Origin of the sequence: Mesorhizobium silamurunense (assembly GCF_014843905.1) — a bacterium.
GTDB classification, from domain to species: Bacteria; Pseudomonadota; Alphaproteobacteria; order Rhizobiales; family Rhizobiaceae; genus Mesorhizobium; species Mesorhizobium silamurunense.
In genome coordinates, this window is the sequence record NZ_LPVS01000035.1 from 17,378 (window position 1) to 31,709 (window position 14,332).

General features: G+C 64.9%; 13 protein-coding genes and 1 pseudogene. 8 read left to right on the plus strand and 6 right to left on the minus strand.

Annotated elements, in window-relative coordinates:
- Positions 1-54: 54 nt before the first annotated feature.
- Positions 55-705, plus strand: a complete 651-nt coding sequence (betI, locus tag AU465_RS09565) for a choline-binding transcriptional repressor BetI (protein WP_192246252.1) — start codon at positions 55-57, stop codon at positions 703-705.
- 86 nt (positions 706-791) lie between these two features.
- Positions 792-1,568: an SDR family NAD(P)-dependent oxidoreductase gene (locus AU465_RS09570; RefSeq protein ID WP_192246309.1), complete on the plus strand. Its 777-nt coding sequence runs from the start codon at positions 792-794 to the stop codon at positions 1,566-1,568.
- On the opposite strand, the gene AU465_RS09575 is transcribed toward AU465_RS09570, so the two are convergent.
- Complete coding sequence (locus AU465_RS09575; RefSeq protein WP_192246254.1) at positions 1,553-2,524, minus strand: LysR family transcriptional regulator; 972 nt, start codon at positions 2,522-2,524, stop codon at positions 1,553-1,555. The genes AU465_RS09570 and AU465_RS09575 overlap by 16 nt on opposite strands.
- A 105-nt stretch (positions 2,525-2,629) precedes the next feature.
- Here AU465_RS09575 and AU465_RS09580 point away from each other — a divergent pair, with 105 nt between their 5' ends.
- From AU465_RS09580 to AU465_RS09595, 4 genes are all read left to right on the plus strand, one after another.
- On the plus strand, positions 2,630-3,109 hold the full coding sequence (locus AU465_RS09580) for a cupin domain-containing protein (protein WP_192246256.1): 480 nt from the start codon (positions 2,630-2,632) through the stop codon (positions 3,107-3,109).
- A 263-nt stretch (positions 3,110-3,372) separates the two neighbouring features.
- On the plus strand, positions 3,373-4,770 hold the full coding sequence (fumC, locus tag AU465_RS09585) for a class II fumarate hydratase (protein ID WP_192246258.1): 1,398 nt from the start codon (positions 3,373-3,375) through the stop codon (positions 4,768-4,770).
- 231 nt (positions 4,771-5,001) lie between these two features.
- The gene (locus AU465_RS09590; RefSeq protein WP_192246260.1) at positions 5,002-5,424 is read left to right on the plus strand and encodes a DoxX family protein; all 423 of its coding nucleotides are present in this window, start codon (positions 5,002-5,004) and stop codon (positions 5,422-5,424) included.
- A gap of 206 nt (positions 5,425-5,630) precedes the next feature.
- Positions 5,631-6,053 carry a DoxX family protein gene (locus tag AU465_RS09595; protein WP_192246262.1) on the plus strand — a complete coding sequence of 141 codons (423 nt, stop codon included), beginning with the start codon at positions 5,631-5,633 and terminating at the stop codon, positions 6,051-6,053.
- A 3-nt stretch (positions 6,054-6,056) separates the two neighbouring features.
- Here the strand turns inward: AU465_RS09595 and ppx are convergent, their stop codons facing one another.
- Positions 6,057-7,592, minus strand: a complete 1,536-nt coding sequence (gene ppx, locus AU465_RS09600; protein WP_192246264.1) for an exopolyphosphatase — start codon at positions 7,590-7,592, stop codon at positions 6,057-6,059.
- A pseudogene (locus AU465_RS09605) lies at positions 7,589-9,747 on the minus strand (RNA degradosome polyphosphate kinase); the annotation flags it as partial. The pseudogene AU465_RS09605 and the gene ppx, both read right to left, overlap by 4 nt.
- Before the next feature lie 317 nt (positions 9,748-10,064).
- Here AU465_RS09605 and AU465_RS09610 point away from each other — a divergent pair.
- On the plus strand, positions 10,065-10,310 hold the full coding sequence (locus AU465_RS09610; protein ID WP_192246266.1) for a zinc-finger domain-containing protein: 246 nt from the start codon (positions 10,065-10,067) through the stop codon (positions 10,308-10,310).
- Between the two features lie 28 nt (positions 10,311-10,338).
- Positions 10,339-11,574, plus strand: coding sequence for an FAD-dependent monooxygenase (locus AU465_RS09615; RefSeq protein ID WP_192246268.1), 1,236 nt, complete (start codon positions 10,339-10,341; stop codon positions 11,572-11,574).
- Between the two features lie 11 nt (positions 11,575-11,585).
- Here AU465_RS09615 and AU465_RS09620 read toward each other — a convergent pair whose 3' ends face one another.
- The 3 genes from AU465_RS09620 to AU465_RS09630 form a co-directional block, all read right to left on the minus strand.
- Entirely contained in the window at positions 11,586-12,251 is a 666-nt protein-coding gene (locus AU465_RS09620; protein WP_192246270.1) for a TIGR02117 family protein, read from the minus strand.
- Between the two features lie 102 nt (positions 12,252-12,353).
- Positions 12,354-13,157 (minus strand): amino acid ABC transporter ATP-binding protein, encoded by an 804-nt coding sequence (locus AU465_RS09625; RefSeq protein ID WP_281396720.1) that lies wholly within the window; start codon positions 13,155-13,157, stop codon positions 12,354-12,356.
- Between the two features lie 14 nt (positions 13,158-13,171).
- The gene (locus AU465_RS09630; RefSeq protein WP_192246272.1) at positions 13,172-14,329 is read right to left on the minus strand and encodes an amino acid ABC transporter permease; all 1,158 of its coding nucleotides are present in this window, start codon (positions 14,327-14,329) and stop codon (positions 13,172-13,174) included.
- Positions 14,330-14,332 lie beyond the last annotated feature (3 nt).

A 14,332-nucleotide genomic window follows, 5' to 3' on the forward strand; every position in this document is an offset into this window, starting at 1 on the left:
CCGTTTGGTCATATTATTGTCCCACTGGTCAATCATTGATCTGAGCGGGCGAAAATGTCAACATGGATTCGCGATGCATGGATCGATCCGGTGAAGCTCACGCGTCTCAGCGACATCCGCCGCAAGGAGTTGCGGCAGGCGGCCTTCGTGGTGCTCGAGCGCGAAGGCATTGCCGGCGCGACTCTGGAAAAGGTCGCGGCCCAGGCCGGCGCCTCGAAAGGCATCGTGCTGCATTATTTCCGCAACAAGCAGGAATTGTTCGAGCACGCGATGCGCGAGGCAAATGCGGTGCTGTGCAACGCGGTGGTGGCGCGGCTCAAGCGGGCGCGGACCCCAATGGAGCGGCTGGACGCGGTGATCGAGGGCAATTTCGAGGAGCACCTGTTCCTGCCGCCGCTCTGCCACGCCTGGCTGTCGCTCTGCGCCGAGGTGCCGCGCGACGAGAAGCTGGCGCGTATCCAAAGGGTGATCCACGCGCGCATGCGCTCGAACCTGTTGTCCGGCCTGCGCGGCCTCGCTTCACCGGAGGTGGCCGAGGAGATCGTGCTTGGCGTCACCGCGCTGATCGACGGGCTGTGGCTGAGGCTAGGCCTGCAGCCGGGCAGCGTCTCGCGCGAGCGGGCGGTCCGCCAGGTCAAGGACTACGTCGCCGGGCGCCTTGCCACGCGCCAGCCGGCGCCTGTCGGCTTGGCCTCGGCGGGATAAAGTTCATACCCGGCGATAGGCCTTCGGGTTGACCGCCCGCGTCATTCGGCGCTGCACTCCTGCACGGCAGCTGCAGGAGCATGGCTATGCGACTTCACGGCAAGCGGGCGTTGGTCACCGGCGGTTCGGACGGCATCGGGCTGGCGATTACGGAGGCGTTTGTGCGCGAAGGCGCGGACGTGCTGATCGTCGGCCGCGACACCGGGAAGCTTGAAGCCGCGCGCGACACGCTGGCCGCGGAAGCGAAAGGCGGCGCCCCGGTCGAGACGCTCTCGGCCGACCTTGCGACCAGCGCCGGCATCGATGCTGTCGTCGGCCATGTCGCGGGTTCCGGAAGGCCGCTCGACATCCTCGTCAACAATGCCGGCGTCGCCTATTTCGTGCCGTTCGAGACCGTCAGCGAGGTTGAGTTCCAGCATTCCTTCGCGCTCAACGTCACGGCGGCGTTCTTCCTCGCACAGCGGCTGTTGCCGCATTTCAGCGCCAACGCCTCGGTCATCAACATCTCGTCCTACTTCGCCAACAAGATGATCCCGAAGCGGCCGTCGAGCCTCTATTCGCTGTCCAAGGGCGCGCTGAACTCGCTCACCAAATCGCTCGCCTTCGAGCTTGGTCCGCGCGGCATCCGCGTCAACGCCATCGCACCCGGCACCATCGACACCGCCATGCGGCGGAAGTCGATCGTCAACCTGCCGCGGCAGGCGCAGGACGAGCTGAATGCCTATGTCGAGCGCAGCTATCCGCTCGGCCGCATCGGGCGGCCCTCGGATGTTGCCGGCATGGCGGTCCATCTCGCCAGCGACGAGGCCGCATGGACCAGCGGCGGCGTCTTCGCGGTGGACGGCGGCTACACGGCGGGGTGATCTCCGACTTCATCATCCAGCTTACGGAATCCAAGCGCTTCGACCTCGGCGAGGACCTGCTCGCGGATCCAGCGATGCGGCGGCTCGTCATCGTGGCGAGCGTGCCAGTACATCCTGATCTCCGGCACGGCGATGCCGAGCGGCGGCTCGTGGAGCACGATCGGCAAGCTCCTGGCCGCCGAGACCGCGAATTGCCTGGGGACGGCGGCAACGTAATTGCCGCTGGCCACGGCCAGCGCGACGGCCTGGAAATGCGGCAAGGCGAGCGTGACCCGGCGCTTTCGCCCGATCCGATTGAGCGCCTCGTCGGTGGAGCCCGACATCGAACCGTCGATGGAACGAAGGACATGAGGCAGGTCGCAGAACAGATCCATCGTCAGAACTCCGCCAGCCGCGATCCCGGCCTGCCTGATCGCGGCGTTGTCCCTTGCGGCAATGATCACGAACGGCGAATGGAATAAAGGCGTGCTGGAGATCCAGTCGGCAACCTCAAGCGGACGCTCAAGCGCGGCGTCGATCTCATCGTCCTGGAGAAGTTTTGAAACGTCGCCACGCGCGCTGTCCAGGAAGCGCAGCGACACGCCGGGCGCCATCGTTGCGACGCGCGCGGCAAAAGGCGGCATCAGGAGCATGGAGAAGAAATCGGCGCCCATGAAGGTGAAGGTTCGCTCGAGCTTCGCGGGTTCGAACTGGCTCGCCGGCTGGAAGGCGCGCTCGATCTCGCGCAGCGCCGCGCGCACCGGCTCCGCCAGGCTTTCGGCGCGTGGCGTCGGCACCATGTCGTTGCCGCGGCGCACGAAAAGCTGGTCGTTGAGCGCATGGCGCAGGCGATTGAGCGCCGCGCTCACGGCGGGCTGGCTGAGGCCGATCTGCTCGCCGGCGCGCGTCACGCTTTTCTCGCGCAGCAGTGCGTCGAGGACTCTGACCAGATTGAGGTCGAGCGCATTCAAATTCATCGCATCAATTCGCCCCATACGATCATTCGATTTCCGCCGCCCGCCTGTCCCTGGTTAGGTTCCATTCGACGCCGCTTCGCCGGCACCCAACGCAGGGGGGCAACCATGACAATGATCAACAGCACCATCGCAGGCAAGGAACTCCTTTGGTTCAACAACACCCTCGTCGCCATCCAGGTCTCGTCGGCCGACGGCGAGGACGGCATCTGTGTCATCGAGCACCGCCTACCCTACGGCGATTCCCCGCCGCTGCATGTGCACCGGAACGAGGACGAGGTGTTTCATATCCTGGAAGGGCGGATGCGGTTTCAGATTAACGGCCATGAGCGGATCGCCAGCGCCGGCGAAACGATCATCGCGCCGAAAGGCCTGCCGCACACATACAGGGTCGAATCTCCGGAAGGCGCCCATACGCTCACGGTGACGCGCGGCCCGGATTTCGAGACGATAGTGCGCCTGGCGAGCCGGCCGGCAGAACGGCCGGAGCTGCCTCACCCGGCGGCGCCGACGCCGGAGATGATCGCAGCGCTGACAAGACTGTGCGGGGAGAACGGCATCGATCTCGTCGGGCCGCCGGTGGGGTGAGCCTTCCCTTCTCCCCTTGTTGTGGGAGAAGGTGTCGCCGAAGGCGACGGATGAGGGGTGTTCCAGCTTGGCGACGACGGCGATCCGTCCAGCACCCCTCAACCGTCTCGGCGCTGCGCGCCGATCCACCTTCTCCCACAAGGGGAGAAGGAAGAAGCGCCATTTCAAACCGATTTGCATCGCCCTCGCCCGCAATCTCCGCTTGATGCCATTTGTGCAACGCGATACGCCCTTGCGCAAAATCGACAGACCGGAGATTTCCCGTGAGCGCTGAAAAGACCAGAATCGAAACCGATACGTTCGGTCCAATCGAGGTGGCGGCCGACCGTTATTGGGGAGCGCAGGCGCAGCGTTCGCTGGGCAATTTCAAGATCGGTTGGGAGAAGCAGCCGGCTTCGATCGTCCGCGCTCTGGGCATCGTCAAGCGCGCGGCGGCCGAAGTGAACATGGAGATGAAGCGGCTCGATCCGGCCATCGGCAAGGCGATCGTGGACGCCGCGCAGGAGGTCATCGACGGCAAGCTCGACGAGCATTTCCCGCTGGTCGTCTGGCAGACCGGTTCGGGCACGCAGTCCAACATGAACGCCAACGAGGTGATCTCGAACCGGGCGATCGAGATGCTCGGCGGCGTCATGGGCTCCAAGAAGCCCGTGCATCCCAACGATCACGTCAATATGAGCCAGTCGTCGAACGACACCTATCCGACGGCCATGCACATAGCCTGCGCCGAGCGGGTCGCGCACCATCTGATCCCTGCCCTGCACCACCTCCACAAGGCGCTCGACGCCAAAGCCCGCGCCTTCAACCACATCATCAAGATCGGCCGCACCCATACGCAGGACGCCACCCCCCTCACGCTCGGCCAGGAATTCTCCGGCTATGCAGCGCAGGTCGCGTCGTCGATCAAGCGCATCGGGCTGACGCTGCCCGGCCTGCAGGAACTGGCGCAGGGCGGCACCGCGGTCGGCACCGGTCTCAACGCGCCCGTCGGCTTCGCCGAGAAGGTGGCGGATCGTATCGCCGCCATCACCGGCATCTCCTTTGTGACGGCGCCGAACAAGTTCGAGGCGCTCGCGGCGCATGATTCCATGGTGTTCTCGCATGGCGCGATTAACGCGGCGGCCGCGGCGCTGTTCAAGATCGCCAACGACATCCGCCTGCTTGGCTCCGGCCCGCGCTCCGGTCTCGGCGAGCTCTCGTTGCCGGAAAACGAGCCGGGCTCCTCGATCATGCCGGGCAAGGTCAACCCGACCCAGTGCGAGGCGCTGACGCAGGTCTGCGTGCAGGTGTTCGGCAACAACGCCGCGCTCACCTTCGCCGGCAGCCAGGGCCATTTCGAGCTCAATGTCTACAACCCGCTGATGGCCTACAACTTCCTGCAGTCGGTGCAACTGCTTGCCGACGCCTCGTTTTCCTTCACCGACAATTGCGTGGTCGGCATCGAGGCGCGGGAAGACAACATCAAGGCGGCGCTCGAGCGTTCGCTCATGCTGGTAACGGCGCTCGCCCCCACCATCGGCTACGACAACGCCGCCAAGATCGCCAAGACCGCGCACAAGAACGGCACGACGCTGCGCGAGGAGGCCCTGGCCACCGGGCTGGTCAGCGAAGCCGACTACGACCGGCTGGTGCGGCCCGAGGACATGACCCATCCGGGATAGTCAATTCCGGGAAAGTGCCTCGCGGCTTTCCGTCCGCGCCAACCAGAAACCCCTCATTTGGCGGCGGGACAATTTGCTCCCGCAGCCGATTCCGGCGACATGAATTTCGCGCTGATCGCGCGATCGCAGAAATATAGAATCTGTGAACGATGTGTCGCCGCATAAGCAGCTTTGGTGAACAGTCTCCATCGTCTATCTGACTGGGCATTCAACCCCATTCGGAGAACCGCCATGTCCATCAACTCTTCCGTCGCCGGCAACGGCACCGCGTCCAACAGCTCCACCACCATCCTGCTCGGCCGCATCCTGCTTGCCGTCATCTTCCTGCTTTCCGGCTTCGGCAAGCTTACCGCCATTGCCGGCACCGCCGGCTATTTCGGCGCCCTCGGCCTGCCGCTGCCGACAGTCACCGCCGTTGTCGTCGGCCTGATCGAGCTGCTCGGCGGCCTTGCCATCCTCCTCGGCTTCCAGACCCGGATCGCCGCCTGGGTGCTCGCCATCTTCACGATCGCCACCGGGCTCGTCGCTCACACCGGCTGGGCCGACCAGATGCAGATGATCCAGTTCCTCAAGAACCTCGCCATCACCGGCGGCTTCATCCTGCTCGCCTCTTCCGGCGCCGGCGCTTATTCGATCGACGCCAAGCGCGGCTGAGCTTTGCTGGACGCGATTCCGGGCGGAAGGCTACGGCGAAGTCGCCGAGCCTGACCGCTCCACACTTTTCCTGGAATTGCTCCCCTCCCAAGCCTTAAACGCAAGCGGCGCGGAATTTTCCGCGCCGCTTTTTCGTTTTCTCAACTGCAGGCGTACACTGCACCGAGAGCCGGTACGATCCCGGGTATCGGCAAGGGAGGTGGCCAATGCCCCGCAACGCATTGCTTCTCGTCTCGCGGCTCCTGCTTGCCGCGCTTTTCGTGCCCTCGGGCTTCCAGGCGCTCACCAACATCGCCGGCACGACCAGCTATTTCGCCGACCTCGGCCTGCCGCTGCCGGCTTTAGCCGCCTGGGGCACCGGCCTGTTCGAGCTGATCACCGGCCTGCTCATCCTTGTTGGCTTCCAGACGCGGATCGCAGCACTTCTGCTTGCCGCCTTCTGCATCGTCGCCGGTTTCATCGGCCATTACGGCCAGGGGGCAGACGATGCGACTTTAGCCTTCCTGCACCGGCAGATGCTGATGAAGGACATCGCCATCGCCGGCGGCTTCCTGGCGCTCGCCATGGCCGGCGCAGGCGCCTGGTCGGCGGATGGACGTGGCTTCGACGTCGACGCGCAACTGACCTGACGACTACTTCACAGAAACGCTTGGACCGCCCTCGACCGCCAGCATCAGGCGGCGGTTGGTGATGCGCGCGAGCTGCGCCAGCCGGCCGGCGGGGCGTTCGCCATAGAGGGCGGCGAGCGATGCCGGCAGCACCAGCGCCAGCGCGCCATTGCCGCGGCTTTCCCATTTCAGCCGCGGCATCACACCCGGCATCGCCGCCGTCAGCAGGTAGACGACACGCATCATCGCCGCCAGCACACGCGCACGCTCGAGCACGCGCGGCGGCGCCAGCGCCTTGATCTCGGGCGCGATGCCGTCGTTGAAGACGCCGTCATGGCGGTAGGCGCTGGCCAAAGCCAGATAGGCGCGGCCCGGATGATCGACGCCGATGAAGGAGGCATGCGCGATGATGTTGAGCGACTGCCGGCCGCGATATTCCGGATGCGCGCGCCAGCCGATATCGGCAAGCAGGCAGGCGGCGTGGCGGTAGCGCGCCTCGTCCACCGTCTCGTCGATGCCGAAGGCCTTGAAGGCCTTGCCCGTCCATTCGACGAGGTCGTGCGCATGGTGGACCGAGCGCGAGCGCAGCAACGCAAGCTCCTCTGCCGCCGAGATCAGCGGATCGGCCTTCTGCTCGGCGGCGTCGAGCAACGAATAGAGAAAGCCCTCGCGCACGCCCTGCGCCGAGACGACGATCTTCGAGGGCTGCGTGGCCGCCATGATCTCCTGGAGCACAATGGCGCCGTAAGGCAGGAGCGAGCGGCGGTTCTTGGAAACGCCTTCGATGCCCTTGACCTTCTCGACTTCGCCCTTGGCCACCTGCCTGAGGAAGCTCTGCGCACTATCAGCCGATATCTCGTAATGATGCATGACGCCGAGCGGGTAGTTGGTCATCTCCATGTGGAGCCGCGCGAGGTTTCGCCAGGTGCCGCCGACGGCGTAGAAGACCCTGCCCTGCCCGCCCTTCAAGAGCTTCGCCCGCGCCAGTTCCTGGCGCGCTATCTTCTGCGCCTGGACGAGCGAGTTCTTCGCCATGTCCTGCAGGCGCAAGCCGCCGAGCGGCAGCGTGATGCCGTCGCCGATCGCTTCGCCATTGATGTCGATGAGCTCCAGGCTGCCACCGCCAAGGTCGCCGGCGATGCCGTTGGCCGGGTGGAAGCCGGAGATGATGCCGAGCGCCGAATAATGCGCTTCCTGCCGGCCGGAGAGCACGCGGATCTCGGTCTTCAGCACATCCTCGGCGCGATGGATGAAATCCGGGCCGTTGACTGCCTCGCGGGCGGCCGCGGTCGCCAGCACATACATGTGCTCGGCGCCGGCTTGATCCGAAAGCGCGCGAAAACGGCGGAACTCCTCCATCGAGCGCGTCACCGCCTCGGGATCGAGCTTGCCCGTCGAAACGATGCCGCGGCCAAGGCCGGCCAGCATCTTTTCGTTGAACAGCAGCGTCGGCGAGCGCGCCAGCCCTTCATAGACGACGAGGCGGATCGAGTTCGATCCAATGTCGATGATGGACAGCGGCCGCCGGTCCTGAAGCCGGCCCTGGGAAATTGAAATCACGCGGCGCCGTTCTTCTTCCGGCGCTTGAACTGGGCAATGCGCCTGGGCGCATGCGATTTCAGCGCGTCACCCCGTCCGGAAAGGCTCGGATTGGTCATGAAATATTCCTGCGCGTTGAACGGTTCCTCGCCCTCCTCCAGCGCGACGCGCCGGGAGGTGCCGTCAGCCAATACGTCGAAACTTTGCTGGTTGTCCATGATGTTGCCCAGCATGATCTGGCCAAGCACCTGTTCATGCACAGTCGGATTGGTGATCGGCACCAGGGTCTCGACACGGCGGTCGAGATTGCGCGGCATCATGTCGGCCGAGGAGATGTAGACGATCGCCTCGTCCGACGGCAGGCCGTGGCCGTTGCCGAAACAAAAGATGCGGCTGTGCTCGAGGAAGCGGCCGACGATCGACTTCACCCTGATGTTCTCGGAAAGCCCCGGCACCTGCGGCCTGAGACAGCAGATACCGCGCACGACGAGATCGATCTCGACCCCGGCGCGGCTGGCGTCATAGAGCGCGTCGATGACGATCGGGTCGACCAGCGCGTTCATCTTCATCCAGATGCGGGCCGGCCGGCCCTCGCGCGCGTGGGCGATCTCCTCGGAGATGTGCCTCAGGATGCGGTCGCGCAGCGTGAACGGCGACACCGCTAGACGCATCTCCTCGGCGGGCTCGGCATAGCCGGTGATGAAGTTGAAGATCTGCGCGACATCGCGCGCGATCGTCGGGTCGGTGGTGAAGAAGGACAGGTCTGTGTAGATGCGGGCGGTGACCGGATGGTAGTTGCCGGTGCCGAGATGCACGTAGTTGCGCAGCCGGCCGTCCTCGCGGCGCACCACCAGCGACATCTTGGCGTGGGTCTTCAACTCCAGGAAGCCGAACACGACCTGGACACCGGCGCGCTCGAGGTCGCGCGCCCAACGGATGTTGGCCTCTTCGTCGAAGCGCGCCTTGAGCTCGACAAGTGCCGTGACCGATTTGCCGGCCTCGGCCGCATCGATCAGCGCCCGCACGATCGGGCTGTCGTTCGAGGTGCGGTAGAGCGTCTGCTTGATGGCGACGACTTCCGGATCGGCCGCCGCCTGGCGCAGGAACTGCACCACGACGTCGAAGGATTCGTAGGGGTGGTGGACGATGATGTCCTTCTCGCGGATGGCGGCCAGGCAGTCGCCGCCATGCTCGCGGATGCGCTCGGGAAAGCGCGGGTTGTAGGGCGTGAATTTGAGGTCGTCGCGCGGGATGGCGACGATCTCGGAAATCTGGTTGAGCGCCAGCGGGCCGGTGAGCACGCTGATGCGGCTCGACGATACGCCGAGCTCGCCGGCGACGAAATCGCGCAGCTCGGCCGGCATCAGCGTGTCGAATTCGATGCGGATGACGGACCCGCGGCGGCGGCGTTTCAGCGCCGTCTCGAACAGGCGCACGAGGTCTTCCGACTCTTCTTCCACCTCGATGTCGCTGTCGCGGATGATGCGGAACGTGCCCGAGCCCTTGACCTCATATCCTGGGAAAAGTTTGCCGATATAGAGGCCGACCGCTTCCTCCAGCGGGATGAAGCGCACAAGACGCTTGCGGTCGGGCAGACGGATGAAGCGCCGCAGCGCCACCGGCAGGCGCAGCAGCGCGCTCATCTCCTCGCCGTTCTTGCGGTGGCGCAGTTGCAGCGCCATCGAGAAACCGAGATTGGGGATGAACGGGAACGGGTGTGCCGGGTCGATCGACAGCGGGGTCAGCACGGGGAAAACCTGCTCCTGGAAATGCTCCTCCAGCCAGGCCTTCTCGTCCTTGGTCAGGCCAGCTCCAGCCAGGCCTTCTCGTCCTTGGTCAGGCCATCGCGGGCGATGCTTTCGATGCCTTCCTTGTTGAGCAGCTCCATCAGCGCCGACAGGCTCTTCTGCTGGTCCTCCTGCAGGCGCTCGACCTCGCGCAGCAATTGCTCGAGCTGCTGCTCGGGCGTGCGGCCGTCCGGGCTCTTCAGCACGATGCCTTCGCGCACCTGGCCGGCGAGGCCGGCGACGCGGACCATGAAGAACTCGTCGAGATTGGCGGCCGAGATCGACAGGAAGCGGACGCGCTCCAGCAATGGATGGCGCTCGTTCAGCGATTCCTCGAGCACGCGCCGGTTGAACTGCAGCCAGGAGAATTCGCGGTTGACGAAACGGTCGGGATTGCCGCCGTCCGGGCTTGCCGCCTCGACGGTGATGAACTCGCTCTGTACCGGCCTCAGTTCGCTCATGATTTCCCGCTCTTGCCCGCAACCGCCCTTTTCGAGCGCCATACACCGCCGGATGCGTTATGGACGCTCTAACACGCTTTTATGACGCATGATCCGTCATGGAATCGCTTCGGCTTCCCGAGTTCATGCGCTTAACCGGCTCAACTTATCCTCTGCCAGCCTTTTGCGACAGTTTCATTTCATCGATCTTGCAAACTGGCCGGTTATGATCCAGATGCAAACGGGCCGAACTGAAGGAGACGACGATGGCTGGCGGTTCCATTCCCCATTTCCAGAACGATGCGGGCCATCCGGTCATCGACATCGGCGTCAAGGAATTCATGTGCACCGGCGCCAATCCGCCCTTCGACCATCCGCATGTGTTCCTCGACATGGGCGACGACAATGAGAAGGTCTGCCCGTATTGCTCGACGCTCTTCCGCTATTCGCCGAAGCTGAAGGCGACGGAAACGGAGCCTGCCGGCTGCCTCTATATCGACCAGGCCGCCTGATCCGCAGATCATGGATGACTGCTAGATCATGAATGACACACGGTCCCGGCAGGTCGTCATCGCCGGGGCCGGTATCGCCGGTCTGACGGCAGCGCTTGCCTTTGCCGAGCGCGGCTACGCCGTCACGGTGCTGGAACAGGCCAGGCAGATCGAAGCGGCAGGCGCCGGCATCCAGCTCTCCCCCAACGCGACGCGCATTCTGCGCCAGCTCGGCGCGCTCGACCGGTTGCGGCTGAGCGCGATCAGGCCTAGAGCGGTGCTGCTGAAGGACGCCGCAACCTCGCGCGAGCTGGCTCGCGTGCCGCTGGGGCAGGCCGGCGAACAGCGTTGGGGCGCGCCCTATCTGGTGGCGCATCGCACCGACCTGCAAGCGGCGCTGACGGCGCGGGTGGCGGAGCATCCCAAGATCCAGCTCGTCACCGGAGCGCGGGTGACAGGCATCGCTGTCGCGCCGCAAGATATCGCCGTCACAGCCCAAAAGGACGGCGGCAGCATGGAGGTCGCTGGCGGCCTTCTGGTGGGCGCCGACGGCGTCTGGTCGTCGGTCAGGTCACAACTTGCCGGCAGGGACCCCGCTTTCACGAGAAGCCGGTTCTCCGGCGAGTTGGCCTGGCGCGCCACGGTGGCGGTGGAAAGCCCCGCCGGCGAGGCCTTTGCGGCGATCGGCGCCGCCGACTGCGTCACCACGTTCCTCCATCCTGGCTTCCACATGGTCGCCTATCCGGTGAGCAAGGGCAGCGCCTTCAACCTCGCCGCCTTCACCAAGGGCGGGCGTATCGCGGAAGGCTGGTCGGGCCATGCCGATCCCGCAATTCTCGCCAGCGCCATGCGCGGAACCTCGCCAGCGCTTGTAAGGCTTGCCGCCTTGGCCGGCCCATGGACGGCATTTCCGATCCACACCGTCGAGCAGCGGCGCTGGACGATGCCGGAAGGCATCGCGCTGATCGGCGACGCGGCGCACGCCATGACGCCCTTCGCCGCCCAGGGCGCAGCGATGGGAATTGAGGACGCCGCGATGCTCGCCGGCCTGGTCGCCGACTTCCCTGACGACCCCAGGCGGAGCCTCACCATCTGGGAAAATCTTCGGCGGCCGCGCATCGAGAAGGTGCTTAGGCGCGGCGCGCTCAACAGACTGGCCTGGCACGCCTGGGGACCGGTCGCAATCGCTCGGAATCTCATGCTGGCGACGCGGCCGGCGGAGAAGCTCGCGGCCGATCTCGACTGGCTCTATGGGTGGGAGCAGCGGAAGGTTGTGAGGCGGTAGCGCAATCGCCTTCAATTATACAGCCTCATCGACCATTCCAGCGACACCGGCAGCGGGTTCCACCAGCCGGTGCGCAGGCCGGCGGCGCGCAGTGCCTGCGCCGTCCAGCTGTTGCAGCCGACCAGTGCGTTGAAATGGCCGTTGGCCTCGTAAAAGCGGTCGAAGCTGGAATAGCCGGCATTGTCGATGGCCACCGGCCCGTTCGGCCCCTGCCGGAAGCTCGATTGAATGTAGTCGAGCAACGCCGAAAAATGCGTCTCGTCGATGTCGAAGCCGGCGACGTCCGGGTGCGGCTCGGCAATCGCACCGGCGACATCGACATGCATCACAGAGGCATCGAGCGTCAGCGCCTTGAGCACCGGCACCGCCTTCAATTCCGACCAGGTCGGCGTCTCCAGATAGAAGGCACGGCCGCCCCGGCCGAAAACGAAGTAGCGCGCCGCCGGTGAATCAACCGGCAGGCCGGAATCGGCTAGAAAATGGAAACGCCGGCGCACGCCGTCGTCGACCGGTATCGCGATGTCGGTATGGATCGGGTTCCTCAGCACCAGTATGCGCCGGGTGCCCTCGCCCGCGGCCGCCGCCGGCCAGAGCGGACGCGGCACCAGCGTGCCGAGCGTCACGGCAAGAAGCGCCGCGGCAACCAGCATGGCCAGGAAGCGCCAGAGTTTTCTCATCAAGGTGCGGCGCCCCCCGTTCAATCGAGCCAATCGATCGCCGGAATAACAAAAAAGCCCGGCCGTTTGCGGCCGGGCTTCGCGAATCGATATCCGATCCGCTCAGTGCAGGATCTGCGACAGGAACAGTTTCGTGCGCTCATGACGCGGATGATCGAAGAACTCGGCCGGCGTGTTCTGCTCGACGATCTGGCCCTGGTCCATGAAGATCACCCGGTTGGCGACCTTGCGGGCAAAGCCCATCTCGTGGGTGACGCAGAGCATGGTCATGCCTTCTTCGGCGAGGCCGACCATGGTCTCCAGCACTTCCTTGATCATTTCCGGGTCGAGCGCCGAGGTCGGCTCGTCGAACAGCATGATGCGCGGGTTCATGCACAGCGAGCGGGCGATCGCCACGCGCTGCTGCTGGCCGCCGGAGAGCTGGCCCGGGTACTTGTTCGCCTGTTCCGGGATTTTGACGCGCTTGAGGAAATGCATGGCGATTTCCTCGGCCTGCTTCTTCGGCGTCTTGCGCACCCAGATCGGCGCCAGCGTGCAGTTCTCCAGGATGGTCAGGTGCGGGAACAGGTTGAAGTGCTGGAACACCATGCCGACCTCGCGGCGCACCTCGTCGATCTTCTTCAGATCGTTGGTGAGTTCCTTGCCGTCGACGATGATCTTGCCCTTCTGGTGCTCTTCCAACCGGTTGATGCAGCGGATCATGGTCGACTTGCCGGAGCCTGACGGACCGCAGATGACGATGCGCTCGCCGCGCATCACCTTGAGGTTGATGTCCTTCAGCACATGGAACTCGCCATACCATTTGTGCATGCCGACGATGTCGATGGCGACATCGGTGGTCGAGATATGCATCTTCTTGGCATCGACCTTGATCTCTTCGGCGCTGACGGCGTTCTCGATGGCCATGGCCAAATCCCCTTTTATCGTCTGTAGCCGGTGTCGAGCCGGCGTTCGGTGTACATTGAATAGCGCGACATGCCGAAGCAGAACAGCCAAAACACGAAGGCGGCGAACACAAGGCCAGACCTGGCGGTCTGCGGCGTCGCCCAGTTGGCGTCTGACAGGTTCTGCTTGACCACGCCCAACAGGTCGAAGATCGAGATGATGAGCACCAGGCTGGTGTCCTTGAACATGCCGATGAAGGTATTGACGATAGCGGGGATGACCAGCTTCAACGCCTGCGGCAGCACGATCAGCCCCATCTTCTGCCAATAGCCGAGGCCGAGCGAATCGGCGCCCTCATACTGCCCCTTCGGTATCGCCTGCAGGCCGCCGCGCACCACTTCCGCCATGTAGGCGGCGGCAAACAGCGACACGCCAATCAGCGCCCGCAGGAACTTGTCGAAGGTGACGCCGGCCGGCAGGAACAGCGGCAGCATGACGCTGGCGAAGAACAGCACCGTGATCAGCGGGATGCCGCGCACGAACTCGATGAAGATGACGCACAAGAGCTTGACGATCGGCATTTTCGATCGGCGGCCGAGCGCCAGCACGGTGCCCAGCGGCAGCGACACGGCAATGCCGACGAAGGAAAGGCTGAGCGTGACCAGGAGGCCGCCCCAGCGCGAGGTTTCGACGACCGGCAAGCCGAACACGCCGCCGGACAGGAGGAAGAAGGAGACGACCGGCAGCGCCAGGAAGAGCAGGATCGCGTTCAGCCCCTTGCGCGGCACCCGCGGGATCAGCATCGGCACCAGCAAAGCCGCGAACAGGACGGCGACCAGGGTCGGCCGCCACCGTTCCTCGATGGGATAGGTGCCGAAGATGAACTGGCCGAACTTGGCGTTGACGAAGGCCCAGCAGGCGCCGGTCCAGCCGTCCGGCTGGACCCCGCCTTGCGCGGCGGTGGCGCAGACCGTGCGATCCGGCCCGGTCCACTGGGCGTTGATGAAGGCCCAGTTGATAACCTGCGGCAGGATCCAGGCGACGATGGCGATGCCGAGGATGGTGAGGATGGTGTCGCCGACCGAACCGACGAGGTTCTTGCGCACCCAGGCGATAGCGCCGCGCTCGCCAAGCGGCGCCGGCTCGGCCAGGGCCATCTCGGTGCGCACCCAGGAGGTGTCGTGTTCCTGCATGGC

Coding starts and splice junctions, on each gene's coding strand:
- betI (WP_192246252.1), top strand. CDS start 55: ATGTCAACATGGATTCGCGATGCATGGATCGATCCGGTGAAGCTCACG.
- AU465_RS09595 (WP_192246262.1), top strand. CDS start 5,631: ATGCCCCGCAACGCATTGCTTCTCGTCTCGCGGCTCCTGCTTGCCGCG.
- AU465_RS09590 (WP_192246260.1), top strand. CDS start 5,002: ATGTCCATCAACTCTTCCGTCGCCGGCAACGGCACCGCGTCCAACAGC.
- AU465_RS09575 (WP_192246254.1), bottom strand. CDS start 2,524: ATGAATTTGAATGCGCTCGACCTCAATCTGGTCAGAGTCCTCGACGCA.
- AU465_RS09620 (WP_192246270.1), bottom strand. CDS start 12,251: ATGAGAAAACTCTGGCGCTTCCTGGCCATGCTGGTTGCCGCGGCGCTT.
- AU465_RS09580 (WP_192246256.1), top strand. CDS start 2,630: ATGACAATGATCAACAGCACCATCGCAGGCAAGGAACTCCTTTGGTTC.
- AU465_RS09570 (WP_192246309.1), top strand. CDS start 792: ATGCGACTTCACGGCAAGCGGGCGTTGGTCACCGGCGGTTCGGACGGC.
- AU465_RS09630 (WP_192246272.1), bottom strand. CDS start 14,329: ATGCAGGAACACGACACCTCCTGGGTGCGCACCGAGATGGCCCTGGCC.
- AU465_RS09610 (WP_192246266.1), top strand. CDS start 10,065: ATGGCTGGCGGTTCCATTCCCCATTTCCAGAACGATGCGGGCCATCCG.
- AU465_RS09625 (WP_281396720.1), bottom strand. CDS start 13,157: ATGGCCATCGAGAACGCCGTCAGCGCCGAAGAGATCAAGGTCGATGCC.
- AU465_RS09615 (WP_192246268.1), top strand. CDS start 10,339: ATGAATGACACACGGTCCCGGCAGGTCGTCATCGCCGGGGCCGGTATC.